Genomic DNA, 13,781 nt, shown 5'->3' with positions numbered 1-13,781 from the left:
ACAGACTAAAGGTTACTCCGTGAAAAAAATAGTATTTTTCTTATTTCCGCTATATATCTTTGCTGCAACTGACTTTATAACTCCTATGGAATATGCGTCTTCACTATATAAAAACCCAAGAGGCATAGGTTGTCACAAGTGCCATGGTGACAATGGCGAGGGTAAAATAGTTGCTACATATATTCATAAAAAAGAGAAAAAAGAGTTTGGTGGCTCAATCATTAACAATCTTGACTATGATACATTTTATAGAGCTTTGAATGTCAGAAAAAATGGTATGCCTAGATATTTTTTAACAGACAAAGAGATTCAATCGCTATACTTCTATCTCCAAGAAAAACAGAAAAAAGAGAATAAAAAGTGATAGATAATTTCGAGTCAATAAAAAAAGCATATGACGCAAGAGATTTAAAAGCGCTAGATGCGTTTGCGGTAGCAAAATCAAGGACACTTAACAAAAAAAACGATTTTCGCTCGGCATTGATGCTCTCATGCAATAATCTAAATCATCTACTAAAGATAGAATCACTCGAAGCTGACTGTATAATTTTAAATCTTGAAGATGGCGTAAGCAAACAAGATAAGCACTTTGCACTTGTACTATGTGCAATATTTTTGTCATATTATAGAGAGTGTAGTAAAAAACTAGTTGTTAGAGTAAATGCGCTTAACCAAGGTGGATACGAAGAGATAACCTACCTAAATCAGTTTTCGCCAGATGCGGTGAGGGTTCCAAAAATAAGAACAAAAAAAGAGGTTGAGCTAGTTAATGCACTTTTAAATGATGATATAGAACTTCATCTCTCTATTGAGACAAATGAGGCGTGGCAAAATCTGTCACAACTCAAAATTGACAAAAGAGTTACAACATTTTATCTAGGCATTTTAGACCTTTTTGCAGAGATGGGACTCTCTCAAAGCCTTATAAGCAGAGATAACCCAACGGTTTTATATATGCTTTCTCATTTTCTAGTAACTTGTGAGACTATGGGAGTTAAGCCTGTCTCTTTTGTGTACCAAGATTATAAAAATTTAGCAGAGTTCTCACGGTGGATTGAACTAGAGAAACGGATGGGTTATACTACAAAAGGGTGTATATCTCCAGCGCAGGCTGAGCTTGTGAACCAAGCATTTGTAGATGAAGCAAAGCAGATACAAAGGGCTCATGCTATTGTTAAGCTGTTTGAGCTTCATAGAGATGAGGGCATAACTGGCTTTAGTGATGAAGAGTTTGGTTTTGTTGATGAACCAATATATAAGGGTGCTTTGGCACTTATTGAAAAATCTCGTCTATAAACACAGATAGAGAGATCTAAAATCTAATGATGATGATCACACAAAATTTCATGTGTTGCATACTTTAGTGTCTCTGGTTGAAGCAGAGCGTGCGTTATGCCAAGATACTTTAGTGTCTCACGAATCTTCTCTAAAAGTGCTTCAACCTCTTGCAGTCCAGGATTATCATAAAGAACAAGGTGCATAGAGCAGTAAAACTCTTTTGAGTTTGGGCGCGAAATATGTAAATCATGAATACTATGAACTTCATCAAATGCCTTTACTATGGTGATAATTTTTTCAGTTGAGTCGCCATTTACATCCATTAAACTTAAAAAAGATTGTCTCAAAACAGCATAAACTCCCTTTAAAATAAACAGTGAAAACAAAACCGAGAGAAGTGGGTCAATCCACGAGATGTTCCATAACCAAATCGCAACTCCACCAAAAACAACCCCTAGGGATATTGCCGCATCAGCCACCATATGCCAGTAAGCGGCGGAGATATTGGCATCATGATGATGTTCATGAGTCTCTTCACCATGCGAATGGCTATGCTCCATTCCGCTCTCTTTTAGAAGCAGGACGCTTATGGCATTTGCTACAAGTGCGATAGATGCGGCAATAATTACAATTGGTGCATTGATATCTGTTGGATGGAAAAACTTCTGGATTGACTCAAAGATGATAAAAATCATTGTCGTCGATAAAAAAAGAGCATTAACAAATGCCGCCATCATCTCAGCACGAATAAATCCAAATGTCATAGCCTCGCTAGCGACTCTGCGACCATAAATAAGAGCAATAAATGTGATAGTAACTGCTAAAACATCGCCAAGATTATGAAACGCATCAGAGAGAAGTGCCATTGAGTTTGCATAAACACCAGCGCCGACTTCAGCAACAACGATAATCATATTAAGAAGAAGAACAATTTTTATCTTTTGCTCTTTTGTCATTTTAAACTCCTGTTTGCTTTAGATGCTGCTATAAAACTTTTGATTTTGAGAGTGCGGCTTCTATCTCCTCTTTGCTTATTTCTCCGCTGATATTTAGCTCTATAGAGCCATCTTCTCCATCAACTTGCATATCAGTGATTTTAGATTTTGTCTCATCATCCATACATTCACACTGTCCATTTTTGCAGTTTTGTACCATCGTAAAAATGCTTGCTTTTGCAACCGCACCTGTAAAATTTATCTTTACTCCACTGTTTGTTTTCATAACTTTTTTTCTGATTGGATTAAAGAACTCTTCTATTTTTGGCAGTAAAACTGTCTCTATCTCACTGTATATTTTCTCAAATGCCTCATATTCTTTGCCGTCTGGATCTTCAAAACCTACATGGATTTTAGGAGTAGGATGCGGAAATATTGGGCAGGTTTCTTTTGCACTGTCGCACACAGTAATTATGAGGTCAAACTGCTTATCAATAACAGCATCTAGAGTTTTAGAGTGATAATCATCTCTCCATATACCCTTTTCTTCAAGTAATTTTTTGGCGTTTGGATTTACACTTCCACTAGCTTTTACGCCAGAACTAAAAGCTTTTACGCTATCGCTCATTTTTGCATTTATAAGCGCTTCTGCGATGATTGAGCGGCAACTGTTGCCAGTACAAAGGATAAGAACGGTTTTCATAATTTACACTCTCCAGTTTGTTGTGATTTTTTAAGTGGTGGAAGTTCAATTCCAAGAGAACGGATTTCAGCCAATGCCTCAATTCTAAATTTATCTAGTGGGCTTCTAATAGAGTAGTGCGCCCATGTGCCACATCTCTCAACACGCAAAAATCCTCCATCTTTTAGGATTTTCAGATGACGCGAGAGACGAGATTGAATCATCCCAAAACTCTCTTGCATATCACAGACACACAGCGCACCATGAGTATCCAAAAAAGCAAGCAGTTTTATGCGAGTTTCATCATTTAGCGATGAGATAGTTTTCAAAAATATTTCCATTTTTTAACCTCCGAATGAGGTAGTTTAACAAAATAAAAATAATATATCAAGATATGTTGATATATAAATTAATATTGTGGTACTATTTCGTTATCGTAGCAGATACTACACGCCAAGGAGTTTATATTATGATTTTAGCAATAACGGTTTTTTTAGTAACGCTAGTTTTTGTGATATGGCAACCACGCGGTCTGCAGATTGGAACAACGGCTGTAGTTGGTGCAGTCGTAGCACTACTGCTTGGCGTGGTTAGTGTGACCGATATATGGACGGTAACCTCAATCGTCTGGGATGCAACGCTCGCTTTCATAGGGATTATAATCCTCTCAATGGTGCTTGATGAAATTGGATTTTTTGAATACGCGGCTTTAAAAATGGCAAGATTTTCTGGCGGAAACGGGCATCTCATGTTTGTTTATATGCTTATACTTGGAGCATTGGTTTCTGCTTTTTTTGCAAATGATGGCGCAGCGCTCATTCTTACGCCGATTATTTTAGCAAAAATGAAGCATCTAAAAATGGAGCCGTTGCCAATTTTTGCTTTTTTAATGGCTGGCGGATTTATTGGTGATAGTGCTTCTAGTCCGTTAGTCATCTCAAATCTCACAAACATTGTGACAGCTGGATACTTTAACATCGGGTTTTGGGAATATGCACAAAATATGTTTCTTCCAAATCTTCTCTCTATTTTTGCATCTATTGTGGTTTTGTTGTTTTACTTTCGTCACTCGATTCCCTCTCGCATTGACATCAGGGCTCTTGCAACTCCAGAATCTGTTATTAAAAATATGACTATGTTTCGTTTAAGCTGGTGGTTTTTGGCGTTGCTTATGGCTGGTTATTTTATTGGGGACAGATATCACTTGCCAGTCTCACTCTTTGCTCTAGGTGGAGCACTGATTTTTTTAGCTATCGCGACCTACTTCAAAGCAACAAAACCAATTATGACAATAAAAGCGGCGCCATGGCAGGTGGTATGGTTTAGTATCGGTCTTTATGTTGTTGTTTATGGTCTTAAAAATGCTGGAATGACAACATATCTATCATCCATTATTGTTCATATGCAAGAAGCTGGACATATTTATGCTGTAATTGGCACTGGATTTCTCTCAGCAGCCCTTAGTTCGGTGATGAACAATATGCCAACTATTATGATTATGGATATTGCCATAGCTAAAACTGGCGATACAGCACTAGCTTACGCAAATATTATAGGCTGTAACTTAGGACCAAAAATGACTCCGATTGGTTCTTTAGCAACACTTCTATGGCTTCATGTGTTGGCGCAAAAAGGTGTAAAAATAGGTTGGGGTGAGTATATGAAAGTTGGATTGATAATAACTCCACCTGTGCTTTTAGTTGCACTTATTGGACTGATTTAATTATTTTTATCTCTCCAAGGCAGTGAAAAACGGCTCTTTTCTACACCGTCAATAACATAACATAGTTCATAGTAGTGATTAACAATAGTTTTAAAGTACTCTAGACTCGCTTGTGTAGTTGCAAAAAGTAGATGATCACTCTCTTTAAGTAATGTTTTATCATCAGGCAAAAGGATAAACTCTCCATCTGCTCGCTTTAGTCCAAGCATAACAATTTCCAAATCTTCTCCATCACGGTAAGGGTTTTCGAGAAGTTGCCCAATAGTTACGGATGTTTCTTTGAGGTAGTTACTTAATGCATACATCTTTTGCTCGCTAATCTCCATTTCTATCAGTGCTGGTCGTTTATTCACTCTTTTAGTAATTCGCAGTAGTGTGTCAATAAACATATCTTTGCTGTATTTCGCAATTTCATCAATAAACTGATATGTCATTGGACGATCAATATAGTTATAACCATCAAGTGCCGTTATTTGGTCAAGTACAAAGATTTTATCAACCCGTAGGTTTGAGAAAAGACTTCTCTCTTCAATCTCATTTTCACGAACGATTGCAAAAATATTTGGATTTAGCGCACGAGCTGTTGCAACAATCGAGAGATTTATTGCATCATCATTGGTTCCAGCAATAATGCAAGAGGCGTTCATAATGTCTGCTTGCATAAAAAACTCCTGATCAGAGGAGACTTTCTCATGAGTATCTTTGTTTATATCGAGATATGTGTAGTTGATGCTATTTCTATCAAGGGTGTTTTGGATTGTTTTGCCGAACCTGCCGCGAGAACATACAATATATTTTCCAGTTGGTAAGATATCGCTTTTGCTAACATGCAGATTTCCACCCTGAACCCAGCTGAGAAGATTAAATAGATATGGCGATTGTAAGGCAAAATCGATTCTTTTTGCAATTATGGAGAATGCATCTATTACATGATTTACGCCAATATTGATTAGGTTTTCTCTTCCTTGTTTGAGACCTGATTTAGCAATAATCTTAATATTTTCATTTAAAATACGCCCGCGTACTGAAATTTTAAGATTGAGCTGATCATCATCAAAGAGAGTAACAATAAACTTGCATCTAGGAGATTGAATGCCTGATGATATCAAAACATCAGTCATAGAGGCATCAGCTACAATAGCAGGAATGGATGGAAGATATAGTTCGCTATTTAATGATTCAATTTTTTCAAAATTTTTATCAATAACTACAATGCGGTAAAGATTATCTCTGTTTAGTTTATCAATAAGCAGTTTGCCAGCATCAGTATAACCACAAAGAATAATAAAATCTTGTCCGAGATGGCGAACTTTTCTTCGAAAAGCATTCATTTTTAGTGCATATATAAATGTTTTATCTTGCACTAATGCGATGATAGAACCAAGCGCATAAAGCCATGCGGGAACCGTAAGATACATAGTGAAAAGAACTATCATTCGTTGAGTATATGTAAATGCGTATGGAATCTCACCAAAACCGATGGTTGTCGCTGTGTAGCCAACAACATACATTGCATCAAAGAAGCTTAAGTAGTATGGTTTACCTTCTGGAGTGATTCCAGATACTAGAGTTAATAGAAGAACAGGGAAGGCATGTGCAAGATTTAGAACAATGAGAGGTGCTCTCATTTTTCGTAAAAAAAGCCAGATAGATGATTCGTTATTTTGCATCACTGAAAATAGTTATCGTTTAAGAAGTAGTGTTTCACCTACAAAAAGTACTACTGAAATAATATTAGCAATCAATGCTCCAACAGCCAAAGAGACAACAATAGTAAATAGCTCTGGTGTCATGATGCTAGTCATATTGACAATACCCCAAAACAGTGCGGCGGCAATTAGCTGTAAGTCCGCAACAAAGCTTGTTGCAAGTAGTACCGAACCAGTCTGAGTCTTATCTCCAAGTTTCATTATGGTGGCGATTATATTAACCGTGATGGCAGCAAATAGCTCATAAACGCTGTGATAAGCAATCACATCAAAGTCGCCATATACAAAACCAAAATTTAGTGTTAATGAAAAGATAATAAAAAAGCCAGATATAACTTTTTCTGAGTTCATGTTGATTCCTTGATTTTATTGCTAAATTGTAACATTTCAAGAGTGCAACGAACCTTATAGGCTAGATTTTAAAACAGCACTTTTTATATTTCTTATTGCTTTTGCAGGGACACGGTTCGTTTCTCTCTATCTTAGAGTTGAAAAGTTCCCCATCTATGTATAGCCACATCCCATTTTTAAAGATAAAATTGCTTCTCTCATGTTGGACTTTTACTCCATCTCTGTCTCTATAATAAGCTTTAAACTCAACCATATTTTTGGCTTCATTTATGATATCTAGTTTTAACCACACAACGCTTGATGAAAACTCTTGAATCAGTTTTATATCATCTTCATAACGATTTTCATCTACTGTAGTGGTGACTAAATACGCACCATTTCCCAAAATATAGGCACTATATCTGCTTCTCATAAGCTCTTTTGAAGTTGATGGTTTTGATGAACAGTTTAAAAATGGCTCACAACACTCATTAAATTTTTTTTGACTATCACAATAACACTTCATGGCTAGTGATGCCTCCTAGATGATGATATGATAAACAATCCAAGTAGTAAGAAACGAAAGAAGCGTTCCGTATCCTATGATGGATGAGCTGAGTCGTGGAGCTAGACCTGACATACTTGCGACTGCACCAGCGGTTATCATAGGTCCCATACTCGCTTCCATTATGGACACCTGCGAAGCTAAGTTTTGCCATGAAAATAGAGCTGTTATGCCGTAAGCGATTATGGGTGCGATGATGAGTGTTGTCATAAGAGCAAGTGCAAATGGCTTTAGCTCATCTGCATGAATTTTAAACTTCAACTGAAGTCCAACCGCAACAAGAGCAAGAGGGACTATGGTATTTGAGAGTGAAGTAAGAACACTTAAAACTATAGGATGAAACGAGGTTCCTATGAAAAACAGTGCCACAAGAAGAGATAAAAATGGCGGAAATGTTGTTATCTTTTTAAGAATGGCGCCTATGTTTACATCTTTTGTATTTGAATAATAGACTGATACAAAAGTTCCATATGTTGATAGGGCTATAAAAGAACCCAATTGGTCATACATTAAAACATATCCGAGAGCTTCTTCCCCAAGATAGGCTCTAATAATAGGAATACCTAAGAAGGAAGTATTCCCAAGCACTCCTACTAGCATCAGAGCACCTGTTGTGTTTTTTGTAAATCCGAGTAATTTTGAAGTCTGAAAAATAAAAAGAGCGCTAAGACTCATGACACTCCATGCTATTAAAACTGGTATAACAACTTCATAAGAGAGGGTTAATTTTGGTATTTGAAGCAGTGCCATAGCAGGGAGCGATATATAAAGAATAAATTGATTTAAGATGATATGTGTATCTTTTGGAAATATATCTGCTTTGTTGATAATATATCCAATAAAAAGAGCAGTGAAAATAAGGGCGAAGTTTTCCATAAAATATCTTTTTTCATTAAGTTTGGAAGTATATAATCTTTATTATGAGAAAAGATTTAGAGTGTAAAAAACAGCGGAGGTAAAGTTTATGAAAATTGCATTAACGGGGGCGAGTGGTTTTGTCGCCGCACATTTAAAAGAAGAATTTAAAGATTGTGTAGTCATAGAGAGAAAAGATACTCATGAAGAAATTTTGTCTAAGCTGGATGGTATCGATGTTGTTATAAATCTAGCTGGCGCGCCCATTATAAAGAGATGGAGCGAGGAATATAAAAAGGTTTTAATTGACAGCAGGGTTTATAGCACTAAAAAGCTAGTAGATGCTATAAATGAGTCAGATGTAAAACAGCTGATCTCTACTTCAGCAATAGGGGCATATCCTGATAATATAGCTTGTGATGAGAGTTTTGTTGGATATGGAAATGACTTTTTAGCATCACTCACAAAAGAGTGGGAAGCTGAGGCATTAAAATGCAATAAACCAACCGCCATTGTCCGTTTTGGAGTTATTTTAGGTGCAGATGGCGGAGCTTTGGCTAGTATGCTTACCCCGTTTAAATTTGGAGTTGGCGGGATAATTGGAGATGGGAAAATGATGATGAGCTGGATTGATATAGATGATTTGGTTCGAATCTATGGTTTTATAATAGATAAAAAACTCACAGGAGTTTATAATGCCACTTCGCCTAAACCTGTTACAAATTATCAATTTACAAAAACACTTGGTAAAGTTTTGAGTCGACCTACTATTTTTCCACTGCCAGAGTTTGTTTTAAAACTTATTTTTGGAGAGGGTGCATCGGTTTTAACTGGTTCAAAAGAAGTTTATCCAAAAGCGCTAATTGATGCTGGATTTGAGTTTAAATACAGAGATATTAACTCGTCTTTAAAGCATCTTTTGGGGTAAATTTAAAATTGTTATAGTTTAGATTTTTTTTGGTATTCATTACAACCCAACGGTTGCGTTAATGGCAAAGTAAATGACGACGCATCATAAAAAGGGCAATCGCCAAGAATATTGCCGAAACTGCAGCAATCATAAAAGGATAAATACTTCCGTAGTGATCCCACAGCCATCCAGCAGCCGTCAATGAGATGAGGGTGGTGATCCCGACCGCCGTATAATAAACCCCATAAGCTGTTGCTTTTAGCTCATTGGGCGCTGTATCTGATATAATCGCTTTTGCTAATGCGTTAAACCCTCCTGCAAAAAATCCGTAAATTCCAAAACCGAGCCATACCCCTGCAACTGTCCCTGAAGCCATAGCAAGTGCTCCTAAACCAAAAGCTAGATAGACAATAGAAAGAAGAGTCGCTTTACCGAAGCGATCCGCCATTTTTCCAATAGGGATAGCAAATGTTGATTGAGTAAGATTATATAACGCATAGGAAAGAGGGATCATTGCCAATGCAAGACCGTTAGATTCGGCTTTAAGGAGCATAAATGAATAGTTCATTGCAAAGAGGCTAAAGAGGCTCTGAAATCCGACTAGCCAGTAAAATTCGCCAGGAAGTGATTCAGGATGAAAGCGGCGTACAGCAGGGGTAAAAGGGGCATCTGTAACGAGAAAGATGAGAATCCCCATCGAGATGAGTCCAGGGATGAGACTGATAGCAAAAATGCTTCGAAATGTTCCTTCACTCTCCCCCCAGAGATATAAAAGGGCAAATGCGGTCAATGAACCTGCTAATGCACCCGCACCATCCATCATTTTGTGAAATCCAAAGACAAATCCGCTAATCTCTTTTGGAGTGGAGGCACTGATAAGAGCATCGCGTGGTGCGACTCGTACCCCTTTTGCCAAACGATCCCCAATACGGATAGTTGCAATCATCGAGGAACTCTGGGCAAAAAAAGCGAGCGGCTTGATAATGTTGGACATCCCATATCCAAATACCGTTAACCCTTTGCGTCGACCCAGACGATCGGAGTAGAATCCTGATAATGCAATCAACATTGCTACACCGAATTCTGCCAGACCTTCAATCAAACCGATTTCACTTTTGCTTGCATGTAAAAACCTTTCTAAAAAAATCGGCAGAAGTGGGAGAATCATCTCTGTGGAGAAATCAGTAAAGAAGCTGTTAGCACCTAGGGCAATGATATTACGATTAAGGGATAAGAGTTTCATGCTTGTAGCTTAACATTATAAATTTTCATCTCACTGGTAATTTTAAAATGACTTGAATTGAGCCATTTTTATTTATTTTAACTTTTTTGAAAATAAATTTCGTTGAAATTTTGTCTTTATTTTTTAGACCATTATAATATACTAAATTTTAAAAAAGCCACTAAGAGGAGAAACAGTTATGAGTAAAACATTTCAAGAGGCTATGGATTTTAGACATGCTTGTAAAATTTTTGATGAAGATAAAAAAATATCTGACGCAGATATAAGAAGTATACTGGAGGCAGGAAGAGGCTCGCCATCATCTTTCGGTATGGAACCATGGAAATTTCTAGTAATTACAAACAGTGATTTAAAGGCAAAATTAAGACCTTTTTGTTGGAATCAAGTTCAGATAACCAGTTGTTCGCATCTTGTTGTTGTTTTGGCTGCAATTGATGATGCTAGAGTTGAGAGCGGTGTTGTGAAAAAGAGATTTTTAAGGAGAGAGATGAGTCAAGAAAAACTTGATTCTTATATGAATCTATACGCAAATCATCTTCAAAAAACGCTAAGCAGTGATGAAAATATCTATGCTTGGACTTCAAAACAGTGCTACATCGCTTCTGCAAATATGATGACATGCGCAGCAGTTTTAGGGATAGATAGTTGTCCTATAGAGGGGTTTGAGAAGGAGAGCTTGGAGGAGATTTTAAATCTTGATACTAAGAAATATCAACTAGCATTACTGTTACCATTTGGATATAGAATTAAAGAGCAGTCAAAACAGTTGAGAGTTGATTTTGATGATGTTGTAGAATTTATTAAGTAGGAACTAGTATAACTTTGTTACAAAAAATCACACTATTTTGATTGGGTTAATATCTTTTGAGTAGTATTGTAACATATGATATCTACTGTTTTTATATTTGGATATAATCCGACAAATTTCACAAACAGGAACTATTATGGCATTTTTAGAAGAGTATAAGGCACATATATTAGAGAGAGAGAAGCTTGGTGTACCACCGCTTCCACTTTCGGCACAGCAAACAGTAGAAGTAGTTGAGCTAATCAAATCAAACTGTAATGATGAGCTGCTAGATTTGTTAACAAATCGTGTCTCACCAGGTGTTGATGATGCTGCGTATGTAAAAGCTGCATTTTTGAACGATATTGCGTCTGAAAAAATTAGTGTAAGTGCAATCTCTGCGGCTCATGCAGTGAAAATGATGGGTATGATGCTTGGTGGTTACAATGTTAAGCCACAAGTTGATGCATTAACTTCTAAAAATAGTGAAGTTGTTGATGCTGCCAAAGAAGCACTTAAGCATACTTTGCTTGTTTATGATGCATTTAATGATGTTGAGGAGCTATATAAAGCTGGAAACAGCGCTGCTATTGAAGTTATGAACTCATGGGCAAATGCTGAGTGGTTTAGTTCAAAACCAGCGTTAGCGGAAAAAATAACTGTTACTGTATTTAAAGTTCCGGGTGAGACAAATACTGATGATCTCTCTCCTGCATCAGAAGCGTTTACTCGTTCGGATATTCCTCTTCATGCAAACTCTATGCTTGCTGCAAAAATGCAAAATCCACTAGAAACAATTAAAGAGCTTAAAAAACTAGGACATACAGTTGCTTATGTTGGTGATGTTGTAGGAACTGGTTCAAGCCGTAAATCTGGTGTAAACTCTGTTCAATGGCACATGGGTGAAGATATCGCTGGTGTTCCAAACAAGCGCACTGGCGGCGTAGTTCTTGGTAGTATTATCGCTCCTATTTTCTTTGCTACATGTGAAGATTCTGGTGCATTACCATTGGAACTTGATGTTTCACAGATGGAAACTGGGGATGTTATTGATATATTTCCATACAAAGGTGAAGCGCATAAAGATGGAAAATGCATTGCTACTTTTAAATTAAACCCAAATACTATTACGGATGAAGTTCGTGCAGGCGGTCGTATCCCACTTATTATTGGTCGTGGATTAACTTCGAAAGCTCGCAGCATTTTAGGGCTTGGCGTATCAGATATGTTCTTAACTCCAGAGCAGCCTGCTGATAACGGAAAAGGCTATACTTTAGCACAAAAAATGGTAGGAAAGGCTTGTGGTATGGCTGGTGTCCGCCCTGGAATGTATGTTGAGCCAACCACATCAACTGTTGGCTCTCAAGATACAACTGGACCAATGACAAGAGATGAGATTGTTGAACTTGCTGCACTTGGATTTAGTGCTGATTTAGTTATGCAATCATTCTGTCATACAGCAGCATATCCAAAACCATCAGATATTGAAATGCATCATACTCTCCCAGAATTTATCTCTAAGCGTTCAGGTGTTGCACTTCGTCCGGGTGATGGTGTTATTCATTCATGGTTAAATAGAATGGTGCTTCCAGATACTGTTGGAACTGGTGCAGATAGCCATACTCGTTTCCCAATCGGTATCTCTTTTCCTGGTGGATCAGGAATAGTTGCATTTGCTGGTGTAACTGGTTCTATGCCTTTAACTATGCCAGAATCAGTTCTAGTTCGTTTTAAAGGTGAACTACAGCCTGGAATCACTCTTCGTGATTTAGTAAATGCTATCCCTTATCAAGCGATTAAAGAGGGACATTTAACTGTTGAGAAAAAAGGTAAGAAAAATATTTTTGCTGGTCGTATCTTAGAGATTGAAGGTATGCCAAATATGAAGTGTGAGCAAGCATTTGAGCTTTCAGACGCGTCTGCGGAGAGAAGTGCTGCTGCATGTACAGTTCTGTTAAATGAAGAGCCTGTGATTGAGTACTTAAAATCAAATGTTGCACTTTTAGAATCAATGATAGAAGCTGGTTACAAAGATAGTCGTACAATTGCTCGTAGAGTTGAGAAGATGAAGGAGTGGTTAGCGAATCCAACACTTATGAAACCAGATGCAAATGCAGAGTATGCGGCGATTATTGAAATAGATTTAAACACAATCACTGAGCCTATTTTGGCTTGCCCTAATGATCCGGATGATGTTGCTACACTTAGTGAAGTTTTGGCATCAAGTCGCCCAACTAAGATCGATGAAGTATTTGTTGGTTCATGTATGACTAATATTGGTCACTATCGCGCACTTGGTGAAGTTTTAAGAGGTGAGGGTGCTGTTCCTACAAAACTATGGGTTTGTCCTCCAACAAAAATGGATGAAAAACAGCTTACAGAAGATGGTTATTATACTGTTTTTGGTGAAGCTGGTGCTCGCACGGAAATTCCAGGATGTTCACTATGTATGGGAAATCAAGCTCGTGTTAGTGATGGCGCAGTTGTGTTTTCAACTTCAACTCGCAACTTTGATAACCGTCTGGGTAAAGATACTCAGGTTTATCTAGGTTCAGCTGAGCTTGCTGCAGTATGTTCGATGCTTGGCCGTATCCCAACAAAAGAAGAGTATTTAGAAAAAACTAACAAAATTGTTGGTAAAGAGGACGAGATATACAAATATCTTAACTTCAATCTAATCAAAAACTACAAATTATAAAAATAAGAAAATATCACAGAACTCTCTGTGATAAAAAAATAATTTTTTTGCTACAATCATATTAAA

13 protein-coding genes and 1 pseudogene are annotated in these 13,781 nt (G+C 37.3%); 6 read left to right on the top strand and 8 right to left on the bottom strand.

All coding sequences use genetic code 11. The annotated features are described in order from the left end of the window. The first annotated feature begins 19 nt into the window (after nucleotides 1–19). Both PHV22_RS03305 and PHV22_RS03300 read left to right on the top strand, forming a co-directional pair. Entirely contained in the window at nucleotides 20–364 is a 345-nt protein-coding gene (locus PHV22_RS03305) for a c-type cytochrome (protein WP_295023108.1), read from the top strand. Beyond that, on the top strand, nucleotides 361–1,296 hold the full coding sequence (locus PHV22_RS03300) for an aldolase/citrate lyase family protein (protein ID WP_295023109.1): 936 nt from the start codon (nucleotides 361–363) through the stop codon (nucleotides 1,294–1,296). The genes PHV22_RS03305 and PHV22_RS03300 overlap by 4 nt, the downstream gene beginning before the upstream one ends. 23 nt (nucleotides 1,297–1,319) lie before the next feature. Here PHV22_RS03300 and PHV22_RS03295 read toward each other — a convergent pair whose 3' ends face one another. The 3 genes and pseudogenes from PHV22_RS03295 to PHV22_RS03285 all read right to left on the bottom strand — a co-directional run bounded on the left by PHV22_RS03295 (nucleotide 1,320) and on the right by PHV22_RS03285 (nucleotide 3,236). Beyond that, nucleotides 1,320–2,234: a cation diffusion facilitator family transporter gene (locus PHV22_RS03295; RefSeq protein ID WP_295023110.1), complete on the bottom strand. Its 915-nt coding sequence runs from the start codon at nucleotides 2,232–2,234 to the stop codon at nucleotides 1,320–1,322. Nucleotides 2,235–2,526: 292 nt separating this feature from the next. After that, a pseudogene (locus PHV22_RS03290) lies at nucleotides 2,527–2,916 on the bottom strand (arsenate reductase ArsC); the annotation flags it as partial. Further along, nucleotides 2,913–3,236 (bottom strand): metalloregulator ArsR/SmtB family transcription factor, encoded by a 324-nt coding sequence (locus PHV22_RS03285; protein ID WP_295023111.1) that lies wholly within the window; start codon nucleotides 3,234–3,236, stop codon nucleotides 2,913–2,915. The pseudogene PHV22_RS03290 and the gene PHV22_RS03285, both read right to left, overlap by 4 nt. A 128-nt stretch (nucleotides 3,237–3,364) precedes the next feature. On the opposite strand from PHV22_RS03285, the gene PHV22_RS03280 reads away from it, so the two are divergent. Further along, nucleotides 3,365–4,618 (top strand): arsenic transporter, encoded by a 1,254-nt coding sequence (locus tag PHV22_RS03280; RefSeq protein ID WP_295023112.1) that lies wholly within the window; start codon nucleotides 3,365–3,367, stop codon nucleotides 4,616–4,618. On the opposite strand, the gene PHV22_RS03275 is transcribed toward PHV22_RS03280, so the two are convergent. The 4 genes from PHV22_RS03275 to PHV22_RS03260 all read right to left on the bottom strand — a co-directional run bounded on the left by PHV22_RS03275 (nucleotide 4,615) and on the right by PHV22_RS03260 (nucleotide 8,098). Continuing rightward, nucleotides 4,615–6,288, bottom strand: a complete 1,674-nt coding sequence (locus PHV22_RS03275; protein ID WP_295023113.1) for an NAD-binding protein — start codon at nucleotides 6,286–6,288, stop codon at nucleotides 4,615–4,617. The genes PHV22_RS03280 and PHV22_RS03275 overlap by 4 nt on opposite strands. A gap of 12 nt (nucleotides 6,289–6,300) precedes the next feature. Further along, nucleotides 6,301–6,678 carry a DUF6394 family protein gene (locus PHV22_RS03270; RefSeq protein ID WP_295023114.1) on the bottom strand — a complete coding sequence of 126 codons (378 nt, stop codon included), beginning with the start codon at nucleotides 6,676–6,678 and terminating at the stop codon, nucleotides 6,301–6,303. A gap of 61 nt (nucleotides 6,679–6,739) precedes the next feature. Further along, nucleotides 6,740–7,183, bottom strand: a complete 444-nt coding sequence (locus tag PHV22_RS03265; RefSeq protein WP_295023115.1) for a YchJ family metal-binding protein — start codon at nucleotides 7,181–7,183, stop codon at nucleotides 6,740–6,742. A 15-nt stretch (nucleotides 7,184–7,198) separates the two neighbouring features. Then, nucleotides 7,199–8,098, bottom strand: coding sequence for an AEC family transporter (locus PHV22_RS03260; RefSeq protein ID WP_295023116.1), 900 nt, complete (start codon nucleotides 8,096–8,098; stop codon nucleotides 7,199–7,201). 88 nt (nucleotides 8,099–8,186) lie between these two features. On the opposite strand from PHV22_RS03260, the gene PHV22_RS03255 reads away from it, so the two are divergent. Then, nucleotides 8,187–9,005 carry a TIGR01777 family oxidoreductase gene (locus PHV22_RS03255; RefSeq protein ID WP_295023117.1) on the top strand — a complete coding sequence of 273 codons (819 nt, stop codon included), beginning with the start codon at nucleotides 8,187–8,189 and terminating at the stop codon, nucleotides 9,003–9,005. Between the two features lie 58 nt (nucleotides 9,006–9,063). On the opposite strand, the gene PHV22_RS03250 is transcribed toward PHV22_RS03255, so the two are convergent. Continuing rightward, on the bottom strand, nucleotides 9,064–10,230 hold the full coding sequence (locus PHV22_RS03250) for an MFS transporter (protein WP_299945720.1): 1,167 nt from the start codon (nucleotides 10,228–10,230) through the stop codon (nucleotides 9,064–9,066). Nucleotides 10,231–10,408: 178 nt separating this feature from the next. Between PHV22_RS03250 and PHV22_RS03245 the strand changes: the two genes are divergently transcribed. Next, a complete protein-coding gene (locus PHV22_RS03245) occupies nucleotides 10,409–11,038 on the top strand; it encodes an NAD(P)H-dependent oxidoreductase (RefSeq protein ID WP_295023119.1) in 630 nt (209 codons plus the stop codon). A 136-nt stretch (nucleotides 11,039–11,174) separates the two neighbouring features. Then, nucleotides 11,175–13,715, top strand: a complete 2,541-nt coding sequence (gene acnB / locus PHV22_RS03240) for a bifunctional aconitate hydratase 2/2-methylisocitrate dehydratase (protein WP_299945716.1) — start codon at nucleotides 11,175–11,177, stop codon at nucleotides 13,713–13,715. The last annotated feature ends 66 nt before the right edge of the window (nucleotides 13,716–13,781 follow it).

The organism is Sulfurimonas sp. (assembly GCF_028713515.1).
GTDB lineage: Bacteria > Campylobacterota > Campylobacteria > Campylobacterales > Sulfurimonadaceae > Sulfurimonas.
The sequence above is the reverse complement of the archived record's forward strand: the minus strand, read 5'-3'. Positions and strand labels throughout refer to the sequence as shown.